Here is a 21,329-nt window from a genome sequence, read left to right on the forward strand (position 1 = left end):
GATCTAAAAAAGTAACTTATCAAACCTTGAATTAAGATTACAAGCCTTTTAATTATTCCGAAAAAAAAACTTTAACTTTTTCAGAAAAGTTGCCCTGAAGGGGATTATTACGCTCTGTTTCTAACTCTTGGAATTTTTTTAATAAATCTTTCTGATTACTAGTCAGGCGTATGGGTGTTTCGATCAGTAATTTTATAAGCAGGTCACCCTTAGATTTTCCTCGAACATTGGGAAAACCTCCTCCTTTAACTCTTAATATTTTCCCACTTTGAGTTCCATCAGGGATTGAAATACGAACATTTTCCCCTGTTGGAGTAGGGATCTCTTTTTTACATCCTAATGAGGCTTCTACAAAACTGATAGGAAATTCAACGATTACATTATCTCCATCTCTTTGGAAAACATTGTGGGGTTTGACCGTAATGAAGATGTAGAGGTCTCCAGCAGGGCCACCTCTTTCACCTACATCACCGTATTCAGACATGCGAAGACGCATCCCGGTATCAACACCAGCTGGTATTTTGATAGGAACTGTTTGCTTCTTCTTTACTCTGCCTGTTCCATGGCATGTTTTGCATGGATCGGTAATTGTTTTCCCCTGTCCATAACATTGATGACACACGCTTGACATGCTAAAAAAGCCGCGAGTCTGGTGAATTTGACCACATCCTCGGCAAGCAGGGCATTTTTTAACCCCATTAGCTGAAGCAGCTCCTAATCCATTACATGTGTTGCAGCATACATAATTGGTAACGCTAGCTTCCTTTTCTACCCCTTTTACAGCTTCTTCAAAAGAGAGTGTGACATTTATTTTTTTACTTGCTCCTTGTTGACCCCCTGCTTCTTCAGACCCCCCCCCTCCAAAAAAGGAATCAAAAACAGAATCATTACCACCACCACCACCAAAGGCGTGCATGAACGTACGCAGCGCTTCTTCCATAGAAGAAAAACTACCAGCACCACCTGAAGAAGATCCAAATCCTGCTGCTCTTGGATCATGGGTGCCATATTGATCGTAATGGCGTCTTTTTTCTTCGTCTCCTAGGATTTCGTAAGCTTGAGAGATTTTTTTGAACTTTTCTGTAGCTTCGGGATTTCCTTGGTTTTTATCAGGATGGTACTGAAGAGCATTTTTGCGATAAGCCGCTTTAATTTCTTCCTGGGTGGCATCGCGAGATATACCCAGCTCTTTATAATAATCGGAACTACTCATAATAAATGGGGTATTTTATGTTTGTAAAAGGCTAGTGTAGCATAAAGGATTGGTTTTCTGCCAATAATTTAGCAAAAGAGTCTTTAAAGTGCTAAAATCCTAAAAACCTTTTGGGTTTTTTATATTTTTGTGCAGCTTTTGATTTTGCTCGGCTTTTTACAGAGGGTTTATCATAACAAAGACGTGTTTTAGCGGACTTCATAATGCCTTCTTTATCGACTTTCTTTTTTAAAGCCCTCAAAGCTTTATCAAGAGGTTCTCCGGTGCGGACTTTAACGCTGGGCATGAACAATTTTTCCTTAAGTTACAAATTAATAATAAGCCAAATCATCTTAAGTTCTTAAAAATTAAGCCAAAGATAAAGATCTGTCGGCTCTCTTTTAAGATTTGATATCTAATCATCTTAAGGGAAAATCTGCTTATTTTTCAAATCTAAAAAATCTTAAAGCTTATATAGGAAGGGTATGATGGTAAAATATTTTTTGATTTGGGGAGATATTCTTTAGCAAAGGTAAGAGAGCCTGAGGATTAACAGCAGGTAAATAACGAGGAATAGAAAGGTCCAATGAGCTCTCAGAAATAATATAATCGCTGCCTGTGATTTTTTTACAAATTTCCAGGTTTTCTATAAATTCAGGATCTGTGCTTTCAAGGAAATTTTCCTTTTGCACTCCTTGAATAACTAAAGATCGGCCTGATTTATGGGGTAATAAAAAACTAAAACGACCTAAACGAGGGGGTAGATAAGCTAATGGAGAGTAAAAAGATTGGTAAACAACCTTTAATCCAAAACTCAAAGTTCTAGCAATAGTTACTCCAACCCTTGTGCCTGTGTAAGAGCCCGGACCTATACCAACGGCAATTTTATCTATTCTTGGATAGGAAGAAAGAAGACGCTCAATGCTGGGAAAAAAAGACGTAGATAATTGGTTTTCATGTATATAGGAATGGCATGCACAGATTATATCTGCTTTTGCAACAGCAATTAAGGCTATCGTGGAGCTGGTATCTAAAATAAGAGTATACATTTTTTCACAAAGAATTTGATTTAGATTAACAAAAATGACTAAAAATCACACCACTTTTAAACAATATTTCCATCTATAAATAGTTTGCTTTATTGCGCATATTTTCTAGAGCTGATAAATTGATGGCCTTTTATTAATGATGCATTCGATGTAATCCCAGTTAGGAGATTGTTTTTTGGATAGTCAAAAAGAACAGGAAGAGATTTTAAACGAAGAGAAAATGGAAGAAGCATTAGTCAAAGCTATGCAGAAATCTGTAAAAAATGAAAAAACAAGAAGCAAGAATGCTGAGTCTTTTCCTCATGAAGTATTTATAGTCCCTCTTAGTCGCCGTCCTTTTTTCCCGGGCATGGCTGCGCCTATTGTGGTTGAACCAGGCGCCTTTTACGAAATTCTCAAGCTAGTCGCCAAGTCAGAACATAAATGCATGGGTTTATTTTTAACCCGTAATGAGAATGCAAATATTTATAAGGTTGGCTTTGATGACTTGTATCAAGTAGGGGTTTTAGCACGTGTTTTGCGGATTATTCCTATGGAGCAAGGTGGGGCCCAGGTAGTTTTAAATATGGAAAAACGTATTTCTATACGCAAACCTTTTAAAACCCTTAAATATCTCAAAGCGCAGCTAACTTATCATCATGATGAAGTCAAACAGCTTTCCAAAGAGCTAAAAGCGTATTCAATTAGTATTATTACAACGATTAAAGAACTTTTGAAGTTAAACCCTTTATTTAAAGAAGAACTACAAATTTTCTTAGGGCATTCCGACTTTACCGAGCCCGGGAAATTAGCTGATTTTGCAGTAGCTTTAACAACAGCTAGCAGAGAAGAACTACAAGAAGTGCTAGAAACCTTTGATTTACAGGGTAGAATCGATAAGGCATTGCTTTTATTAAAAAAAGAAATTGATTTAAGCAAGTTGCAAAATAGTATTAATCAGAAGATAGAAGCCAATATTTCAGAAGCCCAACGCGATTTTTTTCTCAGACAGCAACTAAAGACCATTAAAAAAGAACTAGGTCTAGAGAAGGATGATAAAACCTGTGATGTAGAGAAATTTGAGGGGCGCTTAAAAAAAAGAGTCGTTCCTTCTGATGTCATGCAGGTCATTGAAGATGAAATGGAAAAGTTGGTTGTGCTAGAAGTCCAATCAGCCGAATACGCAGTATGTCGTAATTATCTAGATTGGTTAACGATTATTCCATGGGGTATTTATAACGAAGAGAAGCTAGATCTAAAGGTTGCAAAAAAAATACTCGAAAAAGATCACTATGGACTCAATGATATCAAGGAAAGAATTTTAGAATTCATTGCAGTAGGGAAGCTCTCTGGTGGAGTAAAAGGGAGTATTATTTGTTTGGTTGGTCCTCCAGGAGTGGGAAAAACCAGTATTGGAAAAAGCGTTGCAAGGGCTTTGAAAAGGCCTTTTTATCGATTTTCTGTAGGTGGTATGCGTGATGAGGCAGAAATCAAAGGACATCGCCGTACCTATATTGGGTCTATGCCAGGAAAACTTGTTCAAGCGCTTAAGTCTACTCAAGCGATGAATCCTGTCATTATGTTAGACGAGGTTGATAAGATGAGCTCCAGTTATCATGGAGATCCAGCTTCTGCTTTATTAGAGGTTTTAGACCCAGAACAGAATAAAGATTTTCTGGATCACTATCTGGATGTTCGTTGCGATTTATCCCATATTTTATTCATTGTCACAGCAAATATCCTAGACACCATTCCAGAGCCTTTGAAAGATCGCATGGATATCCTGCGTTTATCAGGTTATATCTCAGAAGAAAAGATACAAATTGCTCAAAAATATTTAATTCCCCGTAATCGCAAAAACATGGGATTAAAAACAACGGATATTAATTTTACTAAAGATGGAGTTTCTCAAATCATCAATGGGTATGCCCGAGAAGCAGGTGTTCGCAGCTTAGAAAATTATATCAAGAAAATTATGCGTAAAGTGGCTGTTTCTGTTGTTAATGCACAAGAAAAAGAGACAGAGTGTAAAAAGATTTCGATTTCCGAGAGTAATGTGAAAGATTTTCTAGGGAAGCCCATTTTTACCACAGATCGTTATTATGAAAGAACGCCTGTGGGTGTGTGTATGGGACTTGCTTGGACCTCTTTAGGAGGTGCTACTTTGTATGTGGAAGCAACTAAAGTACACGCGGAAAAGATGGAAATGAAATTAACAGGACAAGTGGGAGATGTGATGAAAGAATCCTCTCAAATTGCTTGGACTTTCTTACATAGCCAGGTGAATCGGTATGTTCCAGGAGGTAGCTTTTTTGAAAAGTCTCAGGTGCATCTACACATCCCTGAAGGAGCTACTCCAAAAGATGGACCTTCAGCGGGAATTACCATGGTAACGTCTTTGCTTTCCCTTTTAAAAGATCAACCTGTTATAGAAGATTTAGGGATGACAGGAGAATTAACGCTTACCGGTAAGATTTTACCCATTGGCGGGGTTAAGGAAAAATTGATCGCTGCAAAACGCTCCGGAGCTAAAGTATTAATTTTCCCATCGGAAAATCAACGTGATTACGATGAGCTTCCCACTTATGTCAAAAAAGGGATTCAGATGCATTTCGTATCGCACTATGATGAGGTATTTGATGTCGCATTTAGCAAGTAGTTCTTGCTTTGAAGAGAGCATTTGTAAAAAAGTGATCGAACCTAAAAATCTTCAAGAGACAATCAAGTATTTGCGTGAAGAAAAAAAAACAATAGCAACGCTCAATGGCTCTTTTGATCTTTTACATGAGGGACATTTAGAGATTATTTTTCAAGCTTCTTTGCAAGCTGATATATTGATTGTAGCTTTAAATACAGATGTATCTATTCAACGGTATAAGGATATAAAACGTCCAATTATTCCTTTAAAGCAGAGAGTTTTATTAATCGCTGCCTTGGAAATGGTTGATTATGTCACCTATTTTAATGAGATAGACCCTATACGGATTTTATCAGAAATTCGACCAGATGTACATGTCAATGGTTCTGAATATGGAAAAAATTGCATAGAAAAAGAAACCGTCATTAGGCAAAAAGGGAGAATACACATTGTAGAAAAAATTCCGGGATTATCTACTTCTTACATCATTAACAAGATTAAAAAAATATGCGATTAATAGGCCTTTTTGACACAGAGCAAAAAGCACTTAGCTTTCATTCTTTTTTATTGCAAAAAGGAATACAAAGCTCTTATGAACCAGATAATCCTTCTGCGGAAAAACCTTTTTATCGTATATGGATCCAAAGAGAAGAAGATTTTAAAGAAGCTTCAGAATTATTTTTGCAGTTTAATCAAAATCCCAATGACTCTTTATTTCAAATACAAGAAGAACCTAAAAAAGAAGAATTAATAGAGCCCTCTGTAGTTCAGATACAAACTTCTCGAAAATGGAGAGGGATTACTCCTCTTCTAATTTTTATCTGCTGTTTTTTATTTTTATGGAACTCTTTTCAAGAAAGCCAAATTATGAAAAATAAAGGAGCACTAGCCCTTCAGGTCTCTTTAACACCATTGATGCAAAAATTGCTGTTTGATTATCCAAAAGCCTTTAAGGAGTTAAACCAATTTGTTCAAGAGCATCCTATGAAAACCTTTCAAGGTGTAGATGAATTACCTTTAGAAACTCAATTAGAATTAAAAAAAATAGAAGCCATCCCTTCTTGGAAAGGGGTATTGCAGCTTTTCCCCACTATACAAAAAGAAGGCCTACAAGCGATAAGCAAAGTTCCGATGTTTGAAAAAATCAGACAGGGACAAGTTTGGCGTCTGATTACGCCTATTTTTCTGCATCGTGATTTTTTGCATATCCTTTTTAATATGGCTTGGCTTTTTCTATTTGGTAAGCAACTGGATTTGAAAATAGGTAAGAAAAAAATGCTTGTGTTAGTGCTTCTGATTGCCATAGCTAGCAATGTGGCACAATATATCATGAGCGGTCCTTATTTTATTGGAATTTCAGGCGTAGTAGTAGGAATGGGTGGATTTATTTGGGTGCGCCAAAAAAAAGCTCCCTGGGAAGGGTATTCTGTCCAAAAGAGCGCTCTTTTATTGTTATTTTTCTTTGTTGCCGCAATGGTCGTATTGGATGGAGTTATCTGGGGGATTAGGCTGTTTTATCATCTAGCGCCTACTTTGCAGATTGCTAATACCGCACACGTTGTAGGAGGTCTTACCGGAGCTTTTTTAGGATGTCTTTCTTGGTTTAAAAAAGGACTTGCATGAGTCAGCGTTGTTTAGTTATTTTAGGCTGCTCTAGTCAGCAACATACACGCACCCGCAATCACGGCGCTTATCTTTTACTTTGGAAAACCGAAGGCTTTTTATTTGACCCAGGAGAAGGAACGCAGAGACAATTTATCTTTGCAAATGTGGCTCCCACTTCTGTAACACGTATATTTATTAGTCATTTCCATGGGGATCACTGTTTAGGGTTGGGCTCTATGTTAATGCGCTTAAACCTGGATAAGGTTACACATCCAGTTCATTGCTATTATCCAGCTAGCGGCCAAACCTATTTTGAAAGATTGCGCTATGGGTCGATCTATCACCAACAAATTGAGATCGTCGAACATCCTGTTTTTGAGGAAGGAGTTGTTCATGAGGATGAGCAATTTTTGATTCAAGCGCGCTTTTTAGAACATGGAGTTGATAACTTAGCTTGGCGTGTTATAGAAAAAGACCAAATTAAATTTGATCAAAAAAAACTACAACAAGCTGGAATTTTTGGTCCTAATGTGCGTCTTTTAAAGGAGAAAAAAGAACTCATCATTCAAGGAAAAAAGATCAAATTAGAGGATGTAAGCTGGGTTCGCAAAGGAGATGTGGTCTCTATTGCCATCGATACTCTGGTTTGTCCTGCTCTTGTTGAAGTGGCAGATCACGCCAAACTCTTTCTCTGTGAAAGTACCTATTTAGAAGCTCATAGACATTTAGCTGGAAAGCATCACCATTTAACCTCTAAACAAGCAGCTAAAGCTGCCCTAGAAGCTCACGTAGACACATTGGTATTGACACATTTTTCTGCTCGTTATCAAGACTTAAATGAGTTTTTACAAGAAGCCTCTGTTATTTTTCCTAGAACAATTGTTGCAGAGGATTTAAAAGTCATTCCTTTTTAATTCTCAAGATCTTCCATAATAACGGTAAGCTCTCGAATAAGCATGTCCAAGCGATTTGGATGTTTTGTAAAATTATGTAAAACCAAACTTAAGTCAGAATCTTCTTCTATTTTAAAGTTAGTAGCTACTTTTAATAAGCTAGTCTCAGAAGCACTATTTGGACTGTATAAGGACTGATATAAGACATTATGCATAATATAGGCTGCATCTTTTAAATCTTCAGACGACGTCCTAGAGCTTTCTTCTATTTTTTCAACAAGGGAATTTACTTGTCTTATTCCATAGGCAAATTCTTCTAAAAATTGAGGATCTTTTGCTTTAACAGCATTTAGAGATTGTAATTTGGTTTTAAATTGCCCAATACTATCGTAAAGCTCTTTTTGTATTTTTTTAATCGGATCTTGAAAGGGCAAGGGAGAAGAAGGAAAGGAACCAGTGATTCTAATCATTTTAATTCTCTTCTTTTTTTTCTTTAAGCCTGCGCATAGGCTTTCTCTTTGTTTTTTTCTCCTCTACAGAGTTTGTTTGTGATAGGGGGTAGCTTCAAAACATAACTCCTTGTTTATTTTTAGTGTATCGCGTTTGTTTGGTTTTTTTGTCAAAAAAAATATTTAATAAAAGGTTTTTATAGAATAGATCTAATTTTTAAAAAATTTTTTATAAAAATTATAATCAAATAGGATAATCAATTCATTGAATTACAGACTTTGTCTATTAATAAATCATTAGGTTTTTTATTAGACATGCCATAATTGCACACAAAGAAGGGGTTACTTGTTTAGTCCCAAAGTGTGATGGAGTGGATTAATTCTAAAACTTTTTGGTTTTTTTTGCCAATTTTTGATAATATATACTAGTGCCGATTCAAACGGCTAGCTTAATGGGATTTAAGTCAACGACTTGAAACTTGTCGTTTATCCTACATTTCAAAATATCTGTTATTTTCGGTATCTCTTCAGTCTTTTCAAGTTTGAAGTGCACAGAAGAATTAAAAAAAGAATAGGCAGGCGATGAAAGAATCTCTATTGTGATTTTTAACAATCAAACACAAGGAGAGACCTTGCCTAAAGGCTACCATCACCTAACCTATGACCAAAGATGTCAGATTTATATTTTAAAAGCTAGAGGAGATACATCTAGCTCAATAGCAAACATTCTAAAAGTTCATCATAGCACTATTAGTAGGGAACTTAAGAGAAATAAAGGGCAACGAGGATACCGTCATCAGCAAGCTCAAGAAAAAGCATTTCTTAGAAAAAATTCTCAGCCCAATAAAAAAATGACTCCTCAAATAGTTACCCGTATTGAAGAAAAAATCAAGTTGCAATGGAGCCCTATACAAATATCCGGATGGCTTAAAAGACATGGTAAAGAACATGTTAGTCATGAGACCATCTATAATCATATCTGGAAAGATAAACGACAGGGAGGACAGCTTTATAGAGAGCTCCGTCATCGAGGGAAAAAATATAACAAGCAGAGAAAGGGAGCTTCTGGAAGAGGGAACATGCCTGGTCGTATAGATATTAAGCAACGGCCTTGTATTGTAGAAAAAAAGACTCGTTTAGGAGACTGGGAACTAGATACAGTCATAGGGGCAGGACATAAAGGCGTAATTGTATCAATGGTAGAAAGAACTTCCAAGCTAACTAAGCTCGCCAAAGTTTCTCATAAAACTGCAGAGGAAGTAAGTCAAGCGTTAATTGAACAACTTAAACCTATCAAAGATTTTGTACACACATTAACAGCAGACAACGGAAAAGAATTTGCCTATCACCAAATGGTTAGTTTCGAGCTAGAGACAGACTTCTACTTTGCAACGCCCTACCATTCTTGGGAAAGAGGCTTAAATGAGCATACAAACGGACTAGTTAGGCAATATTTTCCTAAAACACAAAGCTTTTTAGATACGACTTCCAAGGATATAGAAAGGGTGGAAACTTTACTAAATAACAGACCTAGAAAGGCTCTCAACTTCGAAACTCCACTAGAAGTGTTTACGAGATTATCTACAAACATGCTATGCTCGGGTGCACAATAGATGTTTTTTCAAGTATTTATATGTTCTTTTTTGTGCACTTCAAGGTTGAAAGGGCCAAAGATAAACGACAGGGAGGACAGCTTTATAGAGAGCTCCGTCATCGAGGGAAAAAATATAACAAGCAGAGAAAGGGAGCTTCTGGAAGAGGGAACATGCCTGGTCGTATAGATATTAAGCAACGGCCTTGTATTGTAGAAAAAAAGACTCGTTTAGGAGACTGGGAACTAGATACAGTCATAGGGGCAGGACATAAAGGCGTAATTGTATCAATGGTAGAAAGAACTTCCAAGCTAACTAAGCTCGCCAAAGTTTCTCATAAAACTGCAGAGGAAGTAAGTCAAGCGTTAATTGAACAACTTAAACCTATCAAAGATTTTGTACACACATTAACAGCAGACAACGGAAAAGAATTTGCCTATCACCAAATGGTTAGTTTCGAGCTAGAGACAGACTTCTACTTTGCAACGCCCTACCATTCTTGGGAAAGAGGCTTAAATGAGCATACAAACGGACTAGTTAGGCAATATTTTCCTAAAACACAAAGCTTTTTAGATACGACTTCCAAGGATATAGAAAGGGTGGAAACTTTACTAAATAACAGACCTAGAAAGGCTCTCAACTTCGAAACTCCACTAGAAGTGTTTACGAGATTATCTACAAACATGCTATGCTCGGGTGCACAATAGATGTTTTTTCAAGTATTTATATGTTCTTTTTTGTGCACTTCAAGGTTGAAAGGGCCCATTGAAAAATAAGAGAAAAACTCCTAAAAGAAAACACGCAAGAGTAACTACAGGCTTATTTGATTCTAAAAAAGAGTACCAAGAGTTGCTATCAACTTGTAGAGAAAAGTATCCAGACCAGACTGACCTTAATATATTTTTGTTTGCAAGAGAATGTATAATGCACCAGGAAACTGAAATAAAACTCAATCGGAAGGAGTGCCAAGCAATTGTAGGAGGATTAAAAATCACCGACTTTAAAAAGATTCCCTATATATTAAAGGATGATTTTCAAGATAGAATTTGTGGTATTTCTAAAAAGCCGATTTATAAAGTAGTTGCTATACGAGAATCAGCTGATAGTGACCCGATTTATTATGAATGGTCTAATTTAGTTAGAGCTGTTGAAAATGAAAAGGTTCCAGAAAACTGGCCTAAAACCGTGCTGTTTGGCCCTGAAGAAGTTGTAGTAGATCATTTAGCAACAAAAAATATACAAAACAGACTAAAAAAAGCTGCCTTAAAGTCTAACATTACACGAAGAGCACGGGCAGTTCTTAAGCAACTTGATAAACAAAAAGGGTTCTTAGAAGCAATGAAAGAGCTTAGTCTAGCAGATATAGTTGGGTGCAAGATAGATAAAGAATGTATATCATCAATCGATGATAGATTACTGAGCAATGCCAAATTAGACATAGAGAAATTAAGGGGGGAGGAATGTCTTCAATAATTCTTACTTCAGCCGTTTGGTATATCCTTCCCAAAGGAATAAAATACTTAACGACAGATTGCGAAACTCCTTCCCAATCAAAAATGAGGTACATTCGAACAAAATTATTGGGTTGCAAACATGCTTTGGAAAATCTTGCTCATACAAATGCACTTACAAAATTTTTCTATAAGGTCTTAGAAATTCCTTATGCTCGTATGTGGATTGCTGTATTGACTGCTCCCGTTGTTAAACAAGTCCTGCCTTTTAAGTCCCCTACGGATAGGTTGTTACAAATAGCTATCTGTTATTCTCTATTTAGTTCTAAGTATTTTTTGCAAAGCTTTATGAAAAGTTCGCAAGGAATAGAATGCATTGCTAGTCTTTGGGTCTTGAAAATACTACATACCGGTGTAGGTTTGGACTTTATAAAGAGTCTTTTATCTGAAAATCTTTGGAAAACATACCCTTTTAAACAGATGAGGACAGTCTTAGAACTTCGATTACACCCTTCTGATGCCTATGATTTTTTAAGAGCAAAAGATAAAGAGGGTTTATTAAACGTCTTAGAAAGGATAAAGCATTATAAATCCGATAGAGAAGTTAAGCAGTTGCTAACTATCGTAAAAAGCAGACATCCGGAGAGATTTGGTATTTTAGAAGAAGATCCTCTAGCGCATCTGCCCCAAAAAACTCGAGAAATATTATTCAGTCTATCTAATTTTGGAAGCAATCGTAGTATTTTGGATGAAGCAAGGGGGAATAGAATTTTCTTACAAGAGTTGTTTAGAGGTTTTTCTAGCTTATGGGAATATGTATCAGACATACCCAGCTACGTATTCCCATCTCTAATGGAGAGTCAGTATGAGCGTTTACTTCCCGAACTCCCTGATTATCCTGAAGACATACACGATACCGATCCGATTCTCAGTAGGATCCAGTGCTCTCTTTTACTCAGACCGATTCGATCTGCTGTTGTAGATCCCACGAATCAGCAAACCATTTATGATTTAGGTGCTTTAAAAGCGTATCTTAAACATGATAGCGTTTCTCCTATTACAAGAAAAGAGATCCCCGTAGATTTTGATCCAAAATCAGATAGAGGGAGTAAATATGATACGATACTTAGATATCGAAAGGCTTGTTTGCGACTAGAAAAGTTAAAAGATCCTAAAGAGTTTATGGCTAACCTTAAGCAGGTGTTTACGGAGATTTCTCAGCTAAACAGCCCAAGCCATGTTAAACAAGCCTCAAAAGAGGTTCGTGACTTTTTTCAAGAAGGATTTTTAAATACGTATGATACTAGAGGTCTTGAATATAATGATTGGACGAGAGATTTTGCTCGTAGAACGGGTGTTACTGATCAGGCACAATATTTCTATTGGGAATGTAAATTGAGGCATAATTATGATCTGAATATGCGTGATGCATTTACTAATTTTGGAGTGAAAAAGTGGATAAGACTTCCTGATGAAATACTTGGACCTGAAGATTTTGATGCATTGGGGAACAGAAAGCCGGTTGAGTCTTTTGCGCCTACGATTGAAAATTTTGACCAATACCGTTTTATCAAGGAAGAAGTTAAAAGAGAAATACAAAAAATTCAAACAGAGAAAGAAGAATTAATCCAAGCTTTTTCGTAGATTGTTTAAAAAAGGGATATTTTATGTTACTAAATCAATGTATCTATAGTGGTTCCGATTCAATCGTATAGAAAAATATTTTGTTTTGTGTTAAGCTATTGAGCATGAAAAAACTGACCCCTAGCCAGAGAGCTGACTTAGAACACAAGTTAAAGCATCCAAAAGACTATTCTGAACGGAATAGGCTTTGTGTAATTTTGGGCTATGATGAGGGTATCTCAACAAAAAATCTTGCTAAAACGCTCCGGATAAGCCCTATCACTGTTCAGGAATACCTCAGAGAATATGATTCCGAAAATAAAACTGGAAGTAGCCCTCGAGGCGGTAGCAAATCAAAACTTTCACAAGACCAAACAGAGTCTCTAACACCTACAGGAAAAGACCTATCTTAAAGTCAAAGGGATCATAGCTTATGTGCATGAGCAATAGGGGATAAAATATTCCCGAAGTGGCATGACAGATTGGCTCATACAGCACGGATTTGCTTATAAACGCCCTAAAAAGATTCCTGGGAAATTAGATCCTGAAAAACAACGAATTTTCATAGAACAATATAGGGCTTTAAAGGAGACCTTAAACCCTGATGAAGAGATCTATTTCATAGACGCTGTGCATCCTGAACATCAGTCCCAAGCCGTATGTGGATGGATCAAAAAAGGCGTTCAAAAGACTTTGCAGACATCCGGGAAACAATTGCGATTGCATTTTGCTAGAGCTCTTTGCCTGACAGGAATGAAGATTTTTACAGAGGAATATAAGACAGTTGATGCCGATGCAATGCTCGATTTTTTCAAGAAGCTAGAAAAACAGACAGAGCCTCGAATGATTCATGTAACTTTGGATAATGCGAGATCAAACAAAAATAAGAAACTAGAAGAGTTTCTGATGTCTTCTAGAATTAAAGTGCACTATCTCCCTCCTTATTCGCCGAATTTGAACCCTATTGAACGCTTGTGGAAGATCTTAGAGCCTGTTTAAAATCTTCTCATTAAGGTATAATGATAGTTTTCATAAAACCTTTGGAGGTAGTTATGACCCGCTCTTATCCAAGCGATATTTCTCGTAAACAATTTAGCAAAATCCATCTAATACTTGAGTCTACACGCAAAAAAACACGTCCACGAAGAGTTGATCTATAGGATATTTTTTGTGGAATTTTGTACATTTTAAAAAGTGGTTGCCAGTGGCGTATGTTACCCATAGAATATCCTAAATGGGAATGATGTGATTATTATTTCCCTCTTTGGAATAAAAAAGAGGATAAAAATTCTAAGAGCATTCTTGAAATAGTTTTAAAAAAAATGGGTTGGCGAGGTCAGAAAAAGCAGTGGTCGAAAAGAGAAAACAAGCTTTGTAATTATTGATGCTCAAAGTGTTAAAAATACTGATACAGCGGAAAAGATAAGGATATGATGCAGGGAAAAAAATATCAGGAATAAAAAGACATATAGCAGTCGATAGCCAAGGGCTTCCTCATGCGATTCACATTACCACCGCTAATATCACTGACAGAAATGGGTGTATAGAAGCATTTTCACTACATAAAAACCATTTGTTCGGTGTAAAAAATGTTTTAGCAGATGGAGGATATTCTGGAGAAAAATTTGCAAAGAGTGTGCAGGAGATATTAGGATGTATAGTAGAAATAGCCAAAAGAAATACACTTCATACTTTTACAGTTATTCCCAAAAGATGGGTTGTAGAGCTTTCTTTTGCGTGGATAGAAAAATGTCGCAGGCTATGGAAAAATTGCGAAAGAAAACTACATACAAGCCTGAATATGGTGGTTCTTGCTTTTATTGCTCTACTTTTGAAAAGATTTTAAACAGGCTCTTAAAGGAAAAGACGGTATACAATCGATATTACGAAACGTCGGTGACTTTTTTTCAGGCAATTAGAGGATTCTTCTTAGAAGAGATACCGAAAATAACAGATATTTTGAAATGTAGGATAAACGACAAGTTTCAAGTCGTTGACTTAAATCCCATTAAGCTAGCCGTTTGAATCGGCACTAGTATAGAACCTATTTTCACATAAGCCAGAGCTATAATATCAGTGAAAGTACAGCTTATAAAACAATAAAATGGGTAGAATACACCCTGATAAAACATCCCCTATTTGCACTGCCTGGACGTAAAGAGCTATTAAAAAGCGATATGGAATATGATGTTATTTTAATAGATGCCACAGAAACACCCGTAGAAATAGACGAAAAAGGTTTGGTCTTCGGTTCAATCTAATTGCGGGCATTTATAATCTGGAGCTATGTTAATGGGTTTTGAAAGAGGTCTATTGTTAAAAATCACAATAGAGATTCTTTCATCGCCTGCCTATTCTTTTTTTAATTCTTCTGTGCACTTCAAACTTGAAAAGACTTCTAATTATCAGCGCATTTCTTGCCCCCAATTCTTCCCAAGAACCATGAATAATCTAAAATTTTAAAGAGTTTTAGTCCATGAGATATGATTGTTTATAGGTATCTATAAATGAGAGCTTTATCTAATGAAACAGCTTTTACGTCTTTGCTGATTACTAATCACAGCCGCTACAATCGCAAAAGCTGAAGCTACATTGAGAGATTGCTTAAAGCCATAGAGGGGAATTTGCAGAGCTTGATCAGCCATAGATAATGCTCGATCAGATAACCCGTATTCTTCATTTCCTAATAAGAGGGTAAACTCTTTAGGAAAGGTGAAGTCAAATAGCGAGGGAGCATTTGGAACGGTTTCTAAAGCAATTAAAGGCTTGGGGAGTTGTTTCAAGGATCTATTTTGATAGCAGCTTACTTTATCAAAGGTAAACATCGAGGTTTTTTGCACTTTAGGGTTATCAATATAGGGGGTTTGCTTAGCGAAGTAAATGGGGCCTAAGCGAAATGCTTCTACTGTTCGAATAATGCTACCCACATTAAAAGCAGAGCGAATGTTATCTAGGTAAACCCCTATTTGTAAAAAAGGGATATCAGAATCGATATCTGATTTCTGATGAGATGCAAACAGATTGTGTTCTTGCCAAGATTGACCTATTTGCGCTAAGTGAAAATGATAACGATCACAGAGCGCTTTGATATCTTGCAAATCAAGTAAGGGCAATTCCAGCCAGGATTCTATGCGGCGGTAGAGCGTATCTTTAGCTTTAAGATGATAATAGCGTAAAGTACGCGCTGCCCAGGTGTGGCGCATTTTTACAGATAGCTTAAGAAACTCTGTTTCTGTATAGCTTAAAGCTCTATTTAGTTGCTCTAGCTGCAAGATATCCCTCTAAGTTTCCTTCAAATACACATGGTTTTGCAGTTTCAAATGCGATGATTTTATTGGTTGCATTGTTCAATAGATCACGGTCATGGCTAGCAACAATGACTGTGCCTTTGAAATCCTCTAATGCCCAAGATAGGGCAGATACCGCTTCTAAATCTAAATGGTTATTTGGCTCATCTAGTAGTAAAACATTATAGTTGCACAACATAATACCACCTAAGATTAACCTAGCGGTTTCTCCCCCTGATAGATGTGCGATTGATTTAAAAGCATCATCTCCGGAAAAAAGCATTTTCCCTAAGATGCTACGTATATCTTGATCGTTGACTCCTTCTCTTCTATTTTTGAGCCAATCAAAGGCTGTCATATTACTTTTCTTATCGATTACTTCAGAATGATTTTGGGGGAAATAACCAATTTGAACTTGATGTCCTACTTCAATAAAGCCGCTATCTAGGGGTAGTATTCCTGCTAAGAGCTTGATGAGTGTGGTTTTCCCTTTACCGTTATTTCCAATCAATCCAATTTTATCTCCTCGACTGACTTCAAAATTGAGGAGGTTGAAAACAAGAGTCTCATCATAGGATTTAGAGATATCTTTGACTTTGAAAACCGTTTGCCCAGAGACTTTTTCAGGGGGATAAAAACGAATATAGGGGCGTTGAATATTGGATTTTTTTAACTCTTGAGGCTCTAATCGTTCGATTTCTCGTAGACGAGATTGTACTTGACTAGCGCGTGTTCCTGCGCTAAAGCGTGCAACGAACTCTTTGAGTTGGGCTGCCTTTTTCTCTTTTGATTTGTTTTCTAACTCTGTTTTTTCCCGGAGCGATGTTTTTGCAACTAACATATCGTTATAATTACCAGGATAGATAATGATGGTTTCATAATCTAAGTCAGCAATCTGTGTTGTTACCGCATTTAAGAAATGGCGATCGTGACTTACAACAATCAGGACCCCATTGTAATTGTGTAGAAATCTCTCTAGCCAACCGATCGATTCTAAATCGAGGTGGTTGGTTGGTTCGTCTAATAAAAGAGCTTCTGGACTGCCAAATAATGCTTGGCAGAGCAAAACTCGAAACTGTCTATCCGAGGGAAGAGAATGCATTTTTTTATGATGCCATTCAGGGGGAATACCTATGCCATTTAAGAATACTTCTGCATCGGATTCCGCACTATACCCATCTTCTTCTGCAATGATTTCTTCTAATTCACCTAAACGAATTCCAATCGCATCGGTTATTTCCAATTCATAAAGAGCATCTCTTTCCGACAAGGCTTCTGCAAGGCGTTTATTGCCCGTGATTACCACATCAATTACTTTCATCTCGCTAAACTGTGCAATATTTTGTTTGAGAAATCCCACTTTCCTAGGTAATGTTACAGATCCAGAAGAGGGCTCGTCTATTCCTAAAATAATATTAAACAAAGTAGACTTGCCAGCCCCATTTGGACCGGTAAGTCCATAGCGGCAGCCTGAGTTAAAGGTAATCGTTACATCTTCAAAAAGAGTTCGGGCGCCTATTTTTTTAGAAATATCTCGTAGTGTAATCATAATTTTAGCCTATTTCAGAAAATTGCCTCGTATTCTAGCATAGATAGAAAAGGAGAACAAGCGTTATGGCTGAATTAAGCTTTTCCAAAGCATGTGCGCTTTTTTTGCATTATCTATCCACTGCAAAACAGGTCTCTCAGCATACATTGCGTAACTACAGTATTGATATGCAAGAGTTTGAGCATTTTTTTCAAAATATAATTTTACTTATGCCAGAGTTAGATATAAAAAAAAATGCCTCTTCTTTTTTAATGCAGAAGGTAGATAAAAAGGCGATTCGTAGCTATTTAGCATTTTTAGCAGAAAAACAGCTCTCTAAAAAAACGATTCATCGCAGATTGTCTTGCTTGCGTTCTTTTTTTACCTATTTAGTAAAACACAAGAAGCTAGAAACAAATCCTCTAACTGAGCTTGCTACTCCAAAATTAGAAAAAAAAATCCCTACTTCTTTGAGTTATCAACAAATAGAGCAACTACTAGCACAACCTAATACAAAGACCTATTTAGGCTATAGAGATCGATGCATTATGGAGTTGTTCTATAGTAGCGGGTTGCGTTTGAGTGAGTTAATCGGGTTAAATAGACAGGATGTAAATATACAAGGTTTATTGATCAAAGTTCGTGGCAAAGGGAAAAAAGAAAGAGTAGTTCCTATTACTCAAACCGCAGCTCATTGGCTAGATAACTATATAAACCATTCTCTTCGAGATCAAGATAGCTCTTCTCATCGAAGAGAGGAAGACCCTCAAGCTGTTTTTTTAAATAAGTGGGGTAAAAGATTGAGTTCTCGTTCCATCGATCGTCATTTTACGCAATACCTCAAAGCAAGCGGTTTAGCAGCTACCATTACACCTCATACCATTCGGCATACCATTGCAACACATTGGCTAGAAAAGGGGATGGATTTAAAAACCATTCAAATGTTGCTTGGACATAATAGTTTGGCTACCACCACGATTTATACACAAGTTTCTTCTCGTTTGAAGAGAGAAGTGTATGATAAAGCACATCCTCTAGCACAAGAAAAGACGGGAAAGCATTAAGCCGGATTCTGTCGTTGAGCAATCATTCATCTAGGAGGTCTGTTGCCAAACCCCTCAAGCGATTTTATTCTAATGAGCTCTGCGGAAAAACAGATTGTTCATAAAAACAACGCTCATTACTTTCTTGCTTCAGATAGGGTTTATCTCACCTCTCATCTCTGAGAGTGGGGCTAACTCTTAAAGCTAGCATTTTCAGCCTGTCCTGTTAGGGCGGTGTATTTTCTGTTATACTTTCCGTAGCCTTGCAGCCCCCAGTCTTTCACTGGTATCTTTTCCTGCGAAGTCCAGACTTTCCTCTGTTTATTAAAAACAGCGATTGCTTAGCTTTCCCCGTGCAAAATTTTCTAAGCGCGTCGACGCCTGCGCTTAGTGGCAACAGCTGTCCCTTCGGTAGACTCACTATCTTGCCAATAATGGATACGTGAGCAATGCTCGCAAAAAAAGAGATTATCTCCCTTGCGTACTAAATTTTCATGTTGTGCGGTAAGGGTGATATGGCAACCACTACATGTGCGATTTTCAATAGGAACTACTACGCGATCTTTTTTATTATGCAATAATCTTTCATAGATGCGTAAAATTTCAGAGTTAGCAAGACCTGCGAGTTGCTCTCTTTTCTCTTTAATGGTAGAGCCTTCTTGATTGATTAAATCCACACTTTGCCTGATCTCTTTTTCCAAAGCCAAGCTGCTCTCTTCAGAGTTTTTTAAACTTTCTTTAATCTTATCTAAAAGCTCTTCTTCTGATACTTTTCGATCTACTAAATCAGAAACCTTTTGCTCAACGGCAAGGCGCTCTCTTTCAGCATGGGTCATCTCTTGTGTAAGAGCATTAAATTCATCAGCTTTTTTAACATTGCTCTGTTGTGTTTCTAATTTTTTGATCCTTGCGTTGATATCGTGAATTTTTTGTTCGAGAAGTTCAATGCTCTTATCAAAATCTTTAATCTCTTGTTCTTTGTCTGTGATTTGAGAGTATAAATCTTTTCGTAATTCTTCAAGTTGGGTTAATTCCTTAACGCGTTCTTTTTTTACTCGCATAAGACGAATCATCTTCATGTCGAGCTCTTGAATATCTAAGATTTTCTTGAGTTCTTCTAATAACATGGGTATCTCTTTTGGGTAGCTTTAAAGCAGAGGTTATATAAGCGTACTTATAGGCTAATAGGTTATATGTTTTCTCTAATATCTCGCAAGTGTAAAAAATATAAAGATAAATTTTGAGATTGCTAGAGGTATTTTGTTCCTGGTGTAAAAAGTATTAAAATCACCAAAAGAATAGTTAAGAAAATTTTTTGATAGGAATTTTATGGCTTTTAAATTCGAAATTTTTGGCCGAATGTCTCCTTGTGGAGATATTTTCTATCAATACAAAAGGTAATTTAATTCGATTATTTATATTTTCTTTCTTTGAAATAGATTGCTCTCAGATTGGGATTCCCTCTTTTGGCTAAATGTGATAAAAACAAGGTCGTATTATGGTAAGCTTAGGAGGATAGATGTCTTATTTAGAAAACTATTTTAATAGAGTTCCTCATGAGCTAAGAAAAAGCAGCGCCATTGCTTTTATGGCTGCTTTTGATCATTTGAAGACAAATAATCCCTTTATTGTAGAAAAAATGATTCAAGAGCTTCAGGATCAGCGTTGTTTTTTAAAACTAATTGCCTCTGAAAACTACTGTTCTGAATCTGTGCAATTATCTATGGGAAACTGGCTGACGGATAAATACGCAGAAGGATATCCCTACCATCGATTTTATGCAGGGTGTGACAATATTGATGCTATTGAGGCTGCTTGTGTGAATGAAGCAAAAGCCCTATTTCAATGTGAACATGCTTATGTGCAACCTCATTCAGGAGCAGATTCTAATCTTGTGGCTTTTTGGGCGATTTTGGTAGAGCGTATCCAAAATAAGCAAGTAGAGAAGTTAGGCAAAAAAAATATCAATGATCTTTCTAATGAGGAGTACGAGCAAGTACGTCAGCTCCTTGTGAATCAAAAAGTGTTGGGGATGTCTCTTAACTCCGGAGGGCACCTAACCCATGGGTATCGGTATAATATTTCTGCTAAAATGATGCAGGCTTTTTGCTATGAAGTAGATCCTAATACCTATTTATTGGATTATAAAAAAATTAGTGAGATTGCAAAACGGGAAAAACCTGCTATTTTGATCGCTGGCTATTCAGCTTACTCACGGAAAATTAACTTTGCTAAAATGCGTGAAATAGCAGATAGCGTAGGAGCTGTTTTGCTTGTGGATATGGCACATTTTGCAGGTCTTGTTGCTGGAAAGGTGATGGTGGGAGAATATAACCCTATACCTTATGCACAGATCATCACTTCCACAACCCATAAAACCCTAAGAGGGCCTAGAGGGGGGATAATCCTTTGTCAAAAAGAGTTTAGAGAAGTGGTTGATAAGGGTTGTCCGATTACTTTAGGAGGGCCACTTCCTCACGTCATTGCCGCCAAAGCCGTTGCTTTTAAAGAGGCAAATACACCCTCTTTTTGCGTCTATGCAGAACAAGTAGTAAAAAATGCTCAAGCGTTAGCAAACAAATTAATGCATCATGGGGTTCATGTTCTTACTGGAGGAACAGAAAACCACCTGATGGTTTTTGAGGTTCCCTCTTCTTTTGGTTTGACTGGATTACAAGCTGAAAATGCTCTTAGACAGGCGCATTTTACAGTGAATCGCAACAGCATACCTTTTGATAAAAATGGGCCTTGGTTTACTTCAGGTATACGTATAGGAACAGCTGCTTTAACTACTTTGGGAATGAAAGAGCAAGAGATGATACAAATTGCAGATTGGATTTATCTATTGCTTAAACATACAAAACCTGCTAAAGCAGAAAAAGGAAATAGCCGTTCTTTAGTAGAAATTGACTCTTCTATTCTCAAGGAGATTCAAAAACACATAAGTATTTTATTAAAACGGTTCCCTCTATATCCAGATTTGATCTTTGATTGAAAAAA

20 protein-coding genes, 1 other RNA gene and 3 pseudogenes are annotated in these 21,329 nt (G+C 36.9%); 15 read left to right on the top strand and 9 right to left on the bottom strand.

Features of this window, described 5'->3' with window-relative positions:
- Positions 1-52 precede the first annotated feature (52 nt).
- The 3 genes from dnaJ to tsaB form a co-directional block, all read right to left on the bottom strand.
- Positions 53-1,213: a molecular chaperone DnaJ gene (dnaJ, locus tag RHABOEDO_RS02600; protein ID WP_215217229.1), complete on the bottom strand. Its 1,161-nt coding sequence runs from the start codon at positions 1,211-1,213 to the stop codon at positions 53-55.
- A 91-nt stretch (positions 1,214-1,304) separates the two neighbouring features.
- Positions 1,305-1,499 (bottom strand): 30S ribosomal protein S21, encoded by a 195-nt coding sequence (rpsU, locus tag RHABOEDO_RS02605; protein WP_138107149.1) that lies wholly within the window; start codon positions 1,497-1,499, stop codon positions 1,305-1,307.
- Positions 1,500-1,662: 163 nt separating this feature from the next.
- A complete protein-coding gene (gene tsaB, locus RHABOEDO_RS02610) occupies positions 1,663-2,241 on the bottom strand; it encodes a tRNA (adenosine(37)-N6)-threonylcarbamoyltransferase complex dimerization subunit type 1 TsaB (RefSeq protein ID WP_215217230.1) in 579 nt (192 codons plus the stop codon).
- 220 nt (positions 2,242-2,461) lie between these two features.
- On the opposite strand from tsaB, the gene lon reads away from it, so the two are divergent.
- The 4 genes from lon to RHABOEDO_RS02630 are packed head-to-tail and all read left to right on the top strand — an operon-like array spanning position 2,462 to position 7,377.
- Positions 2,462-4,879 (top strand): endopeptidase La, encoded by a 2,418-nt coding sequence (lon, locus tag RHABOEDO_RS02615; protein ID WP_215217235.1) that lies wholly within the window; start codon positions 2,462-2,464, stop codon positions 4,877-4,879.
- Positions 4,860-5,375 (top strand): adenylyltransferase/cytidyltransferase family protein, encoded by a 516-nt coding sequence (locus RHABOEDO_RS02620; protein ID WP_215217231.1) that lies wholly within the window; start codon positions 4,860-4,862, stop codon positions 5,373-5,375. The genes lon and RHABOEDO_RS02620 overlap by 20 nt, the downstream gene beginning before the upstream one ends.
- Entirely contained in the window at positions 5,366-6,481 is a 1,116-nt protein-coding gene (locus RHABOEDO_RS02625; protein WP_215217232.1) for a rhomboid family intramembrane serine protease, read from the top strand. Before RHABOEDO_RS02620 ends, RHABOEDO_RS02625 begins: the two co-directional genes overlap by 10 nt.
- Positions 6,478-7,377 carry a ribonuclease Z gene (locus RHABOEDO_RS02630; RefSeq protein WP_215217233.1) on the top strand — a complete coding sequence of 300 codons (900 nt, stop codon included), beginning with the start codon at positions 6,478-6,480 and terminating at the stop codon, positions 7,375-7,377. Before RHABOEDO_RS02625 ends, RHABOEDO_RS02630 begins: the two co-directional genes overlap by 4 nt.
- Here RHABOEDO_RS02630 and RHABOEDO_RS02635 read toward each other — a convergent pair.
- Both RHABOEDO_RS02635 and RHABOEDO_RS02640 read right to left on the bottom strand, forming a co-directional pair.
- Positions 7,374-7,826 carry a hypothetical protein gene (locus RHABOEDO_RS02635; RefSeq protein WP_215217234.1) on the bottom strand — a complete coding sequence of 151 codons (453 nt, stop codon included), beginning with the start codon at positions 7,824-7,826 and terminating at the stop codon, positions 7,374-7,376. The two genes, RHABOEDO_RS02630 and RHABOEDO_RS02635, sit on opposite strands and share 4 nt — an antisense overlap.
- Before the next feature lie 415 nt (positions 7,827-8,241).
- Positions 8,242-8,418, bottom strand: a complete 177-nt coding sequence (locus RHABOEDO_RS02640; protein ID WP_220017729.1) for a hypothetical protein — start codon at positions 8,416-8,418, stop codon at positions 8,242-8,244.
- Between RHABOEDO_RS02640 and RHABOEDO_RS02645 the strand changes: the two genes are divergently transcribed.
- The 9 genes and pseudogenes from RHABOEDO_RS02645 to RHABOEDO_RS02685 form a co-directional block, all read left to right on the top strand.
- Positions 8,405-9,418 (top strand): IS30 family transposase, encoded by a 1,014-nt coding sequence (locus tag RHABOEDO_RS02645; RefSeq protein ID WP_215216525.1) that lies wholly within the window; start codon positions 8,405-8,407, stop codon positions 9,416-9,418. The genes RHABOEDO_RS02640 and RHABOEDO_RS02645 overlap by 14 nt on opposite strands.
- Positions 9,419-9,450: 32 nt before the next feature.
- Positions 9,451-10,104, top strand: a complete 654-nt coding sequence (locus RHABOEDO_RS02650; protein ID WP_220017730.1) for an IS30 family transposase — start codon at positions 9,451-9,453, stop codon at positions 10,102-10,104.
- Positions 10,105-10,162: 58 nt separating this feature from the next.
- Entirely contained in the window at positions 10,163-10,870 is a 708-nt protein-coding gene (locus RHABOEDO_RS02655) for a hypothetical protein (RefSeq protein ID WP_215217731.1), read from the top strand.
- On the top strand, positions 10,858-12,492 hold the full coding sequence (locus tag RHABOEDO_RS02660) for a hypothetical protein (RefSeq protein ID WP_215217730.1): 1,635 nt from the start codon (positions 10,858-10,860) through the stop codon (positions 12,490-12,492). The genes RHABOEDO_RS02655 and RHABOEDO_RS02660 overlap by 13 nt, the downstream gene beginning before the upstream one ends.
- 104 nt (positions 12,493-12,596) lie before the next feature.
- Positions 12,597-12,884 carry a helix-turn-helix domain-containing protein gene (locus tag RHABOEDO_RS02665; RefSeq protein ID WP_220017444.1) on the top strand — a complete coding sequence of 96 codons (288 nt, stop codon included), beginning with the start codon at positions 12,597-12,599 and terminating at the stop codon, positions 12,882-12,884.
- 40 nt (positions 12,885-12,924) lie between these two features.
- Positions 12,925-13,470, top strand: coding sequence for an IS630 family transposase (locus RHABOEDO_RS02670; protein WP_281069561.1), 546 nt, complete (start codon positions 12,925-12,927; stop codon positions 13,468-13,470).
- A 53-nt stretch (positions 13,471-13,523) separates the two neighbouring features.
- A pseudogene (locus tag RHABOEDO_RS02675) lies at positions 13,524-14,317 on the top strand (IS5 family transposase).
- Positions 14,221-14,496 (top strand): hypothetical protein, encoded by a 276-nt coding sequence (locus RHABOEDO_RS02680; protein ID WP_220017908.1) that lies wholly within the window; start codon positions 14,221-14,223, stop codon positions 14,494-14,496. The pseudogene RHABOEDO_RS02675 and the gene RHABOEDO_RS02680 overlap by 97 nt, the downstream one beginning before the upstream one ends.
- Positions 14,497-14,507: 11 nt before the next feature.
- Positions 14,508-14,708 (top strand): annotated as a pseudogene (locus tag RHABOEDO_RS02685) (transposase family protein); the annotation flags it as partial.
- Positions 14,709-14,987: 279 nt separating this feature from the next.
- Here RHABOEDO_RS02685 and RHABOEDO_RS02690 read toward each other — a convergent pair.
- Together RHABOEDO_RS02690 and RHABOEDO_RS02695 are read right to left on the bottom strand one after the other, a co-directional pair.
- Positions 14,988-15,743: a TrmH family RNA methyltransferase gene (locus RHABOEDO_RS02690; RefSeq protein ID WP_215216889.1), complete on the bottom strand. Its 756-nt coding sequence runs from the start codon at positions 15,741-15,743 to the stop codon at positions 14,988-14,990.
- Positions 15,721-17,310 carry an ABC-F family ATP-binding cassette domain-containing protein gene (locus RHABOEDO_RS02695; RefSeq protein ID WP_434062181.1) on the bottom strand — a complete coding sequence of 530 codons (1,590 nt, stop codon included), beginning with the start codon at positions 17,308-17,310 and terminating at the stop codon, positions 15,721-15,723. Before RHABOEDO_RS02695 ends, RHABOEDO_RS02690 begins: the two co-directional genes overlap by 23 nt.
- A gap of 62 nt (positions 17,311-17,372) precedes the next feature.
- On the opposite strand from RHABOEDO_RS02695, the pseudogene RHABOEDO_RS02700 reads away from it, so the two are divergent.
- A pseudogene (locus RHABOEDO_RS02700) lies at positions 17,373-18,320 on the top strand (tyrosine recombinase XerC); the annotation flags it as partial.
- A gap of 12 nt (positions 18,321-18,332) precedes the next feature.
- Here RHABOEDO_RS02700 and rnpB read toward each other — a convergent pair.
- Together rnpB and cdsZ are read right to left on the bottom strand one after the other, a co-directional pair.
- An RNA gene (gene rnpB / locus RHABOEDO_RS02705) (RNase P RNA component class A) lies at positions 18,333-18,682 on the bottom strand.
- Positions 18,683-18,694: 12 nt separating this feature from the next.
- The gene (gene cdsZ / locus RHABOEDO_RS02710) at positions 18,695-19,456 is read right to left on the bottom strand and encodes a zinc ribbon domain regulatory protein CdsZ (protein ID WP_215216891.1); all 762 of its coding nucleotides are present in this window, start codon (positions 19,454-19,456) and stop codon (positions 18,695-18,697) included.
- Positions 19,457-19,848: 392 nt separating this feature from the next.
- On the opposite strand from cdsZ, the gene RHABOEDO_RS02715 reads away from it, so the two are divergent.
- Positions 19,849-21,324: a glycine hydroxymethyltransferase gene (locus RHABOEDO_RS02715; RefSeq protein WP_215216892.1), complete on the top strand. Its 1,476-nt coding sequence runs from the start codon at positions 19,849-19,851 to the stop codon at positions 21,322-21,324.
- Positions 21,325-21,329: the final 5 nt, after the last annotated feature.

Origin of the sequence: Candidatus Rhabdochlamydia oedothoracis, assembly GCF_019453995.1 — a bacterium.
Classification (GTDB): domain Bacteria; phylum Chlamydiota; class Chlamydiia; order Chlamydiales; family Rhabdochlamydiaceae; genus Rhabdochlamydia; species Rhabdochlamydia oedothoracis.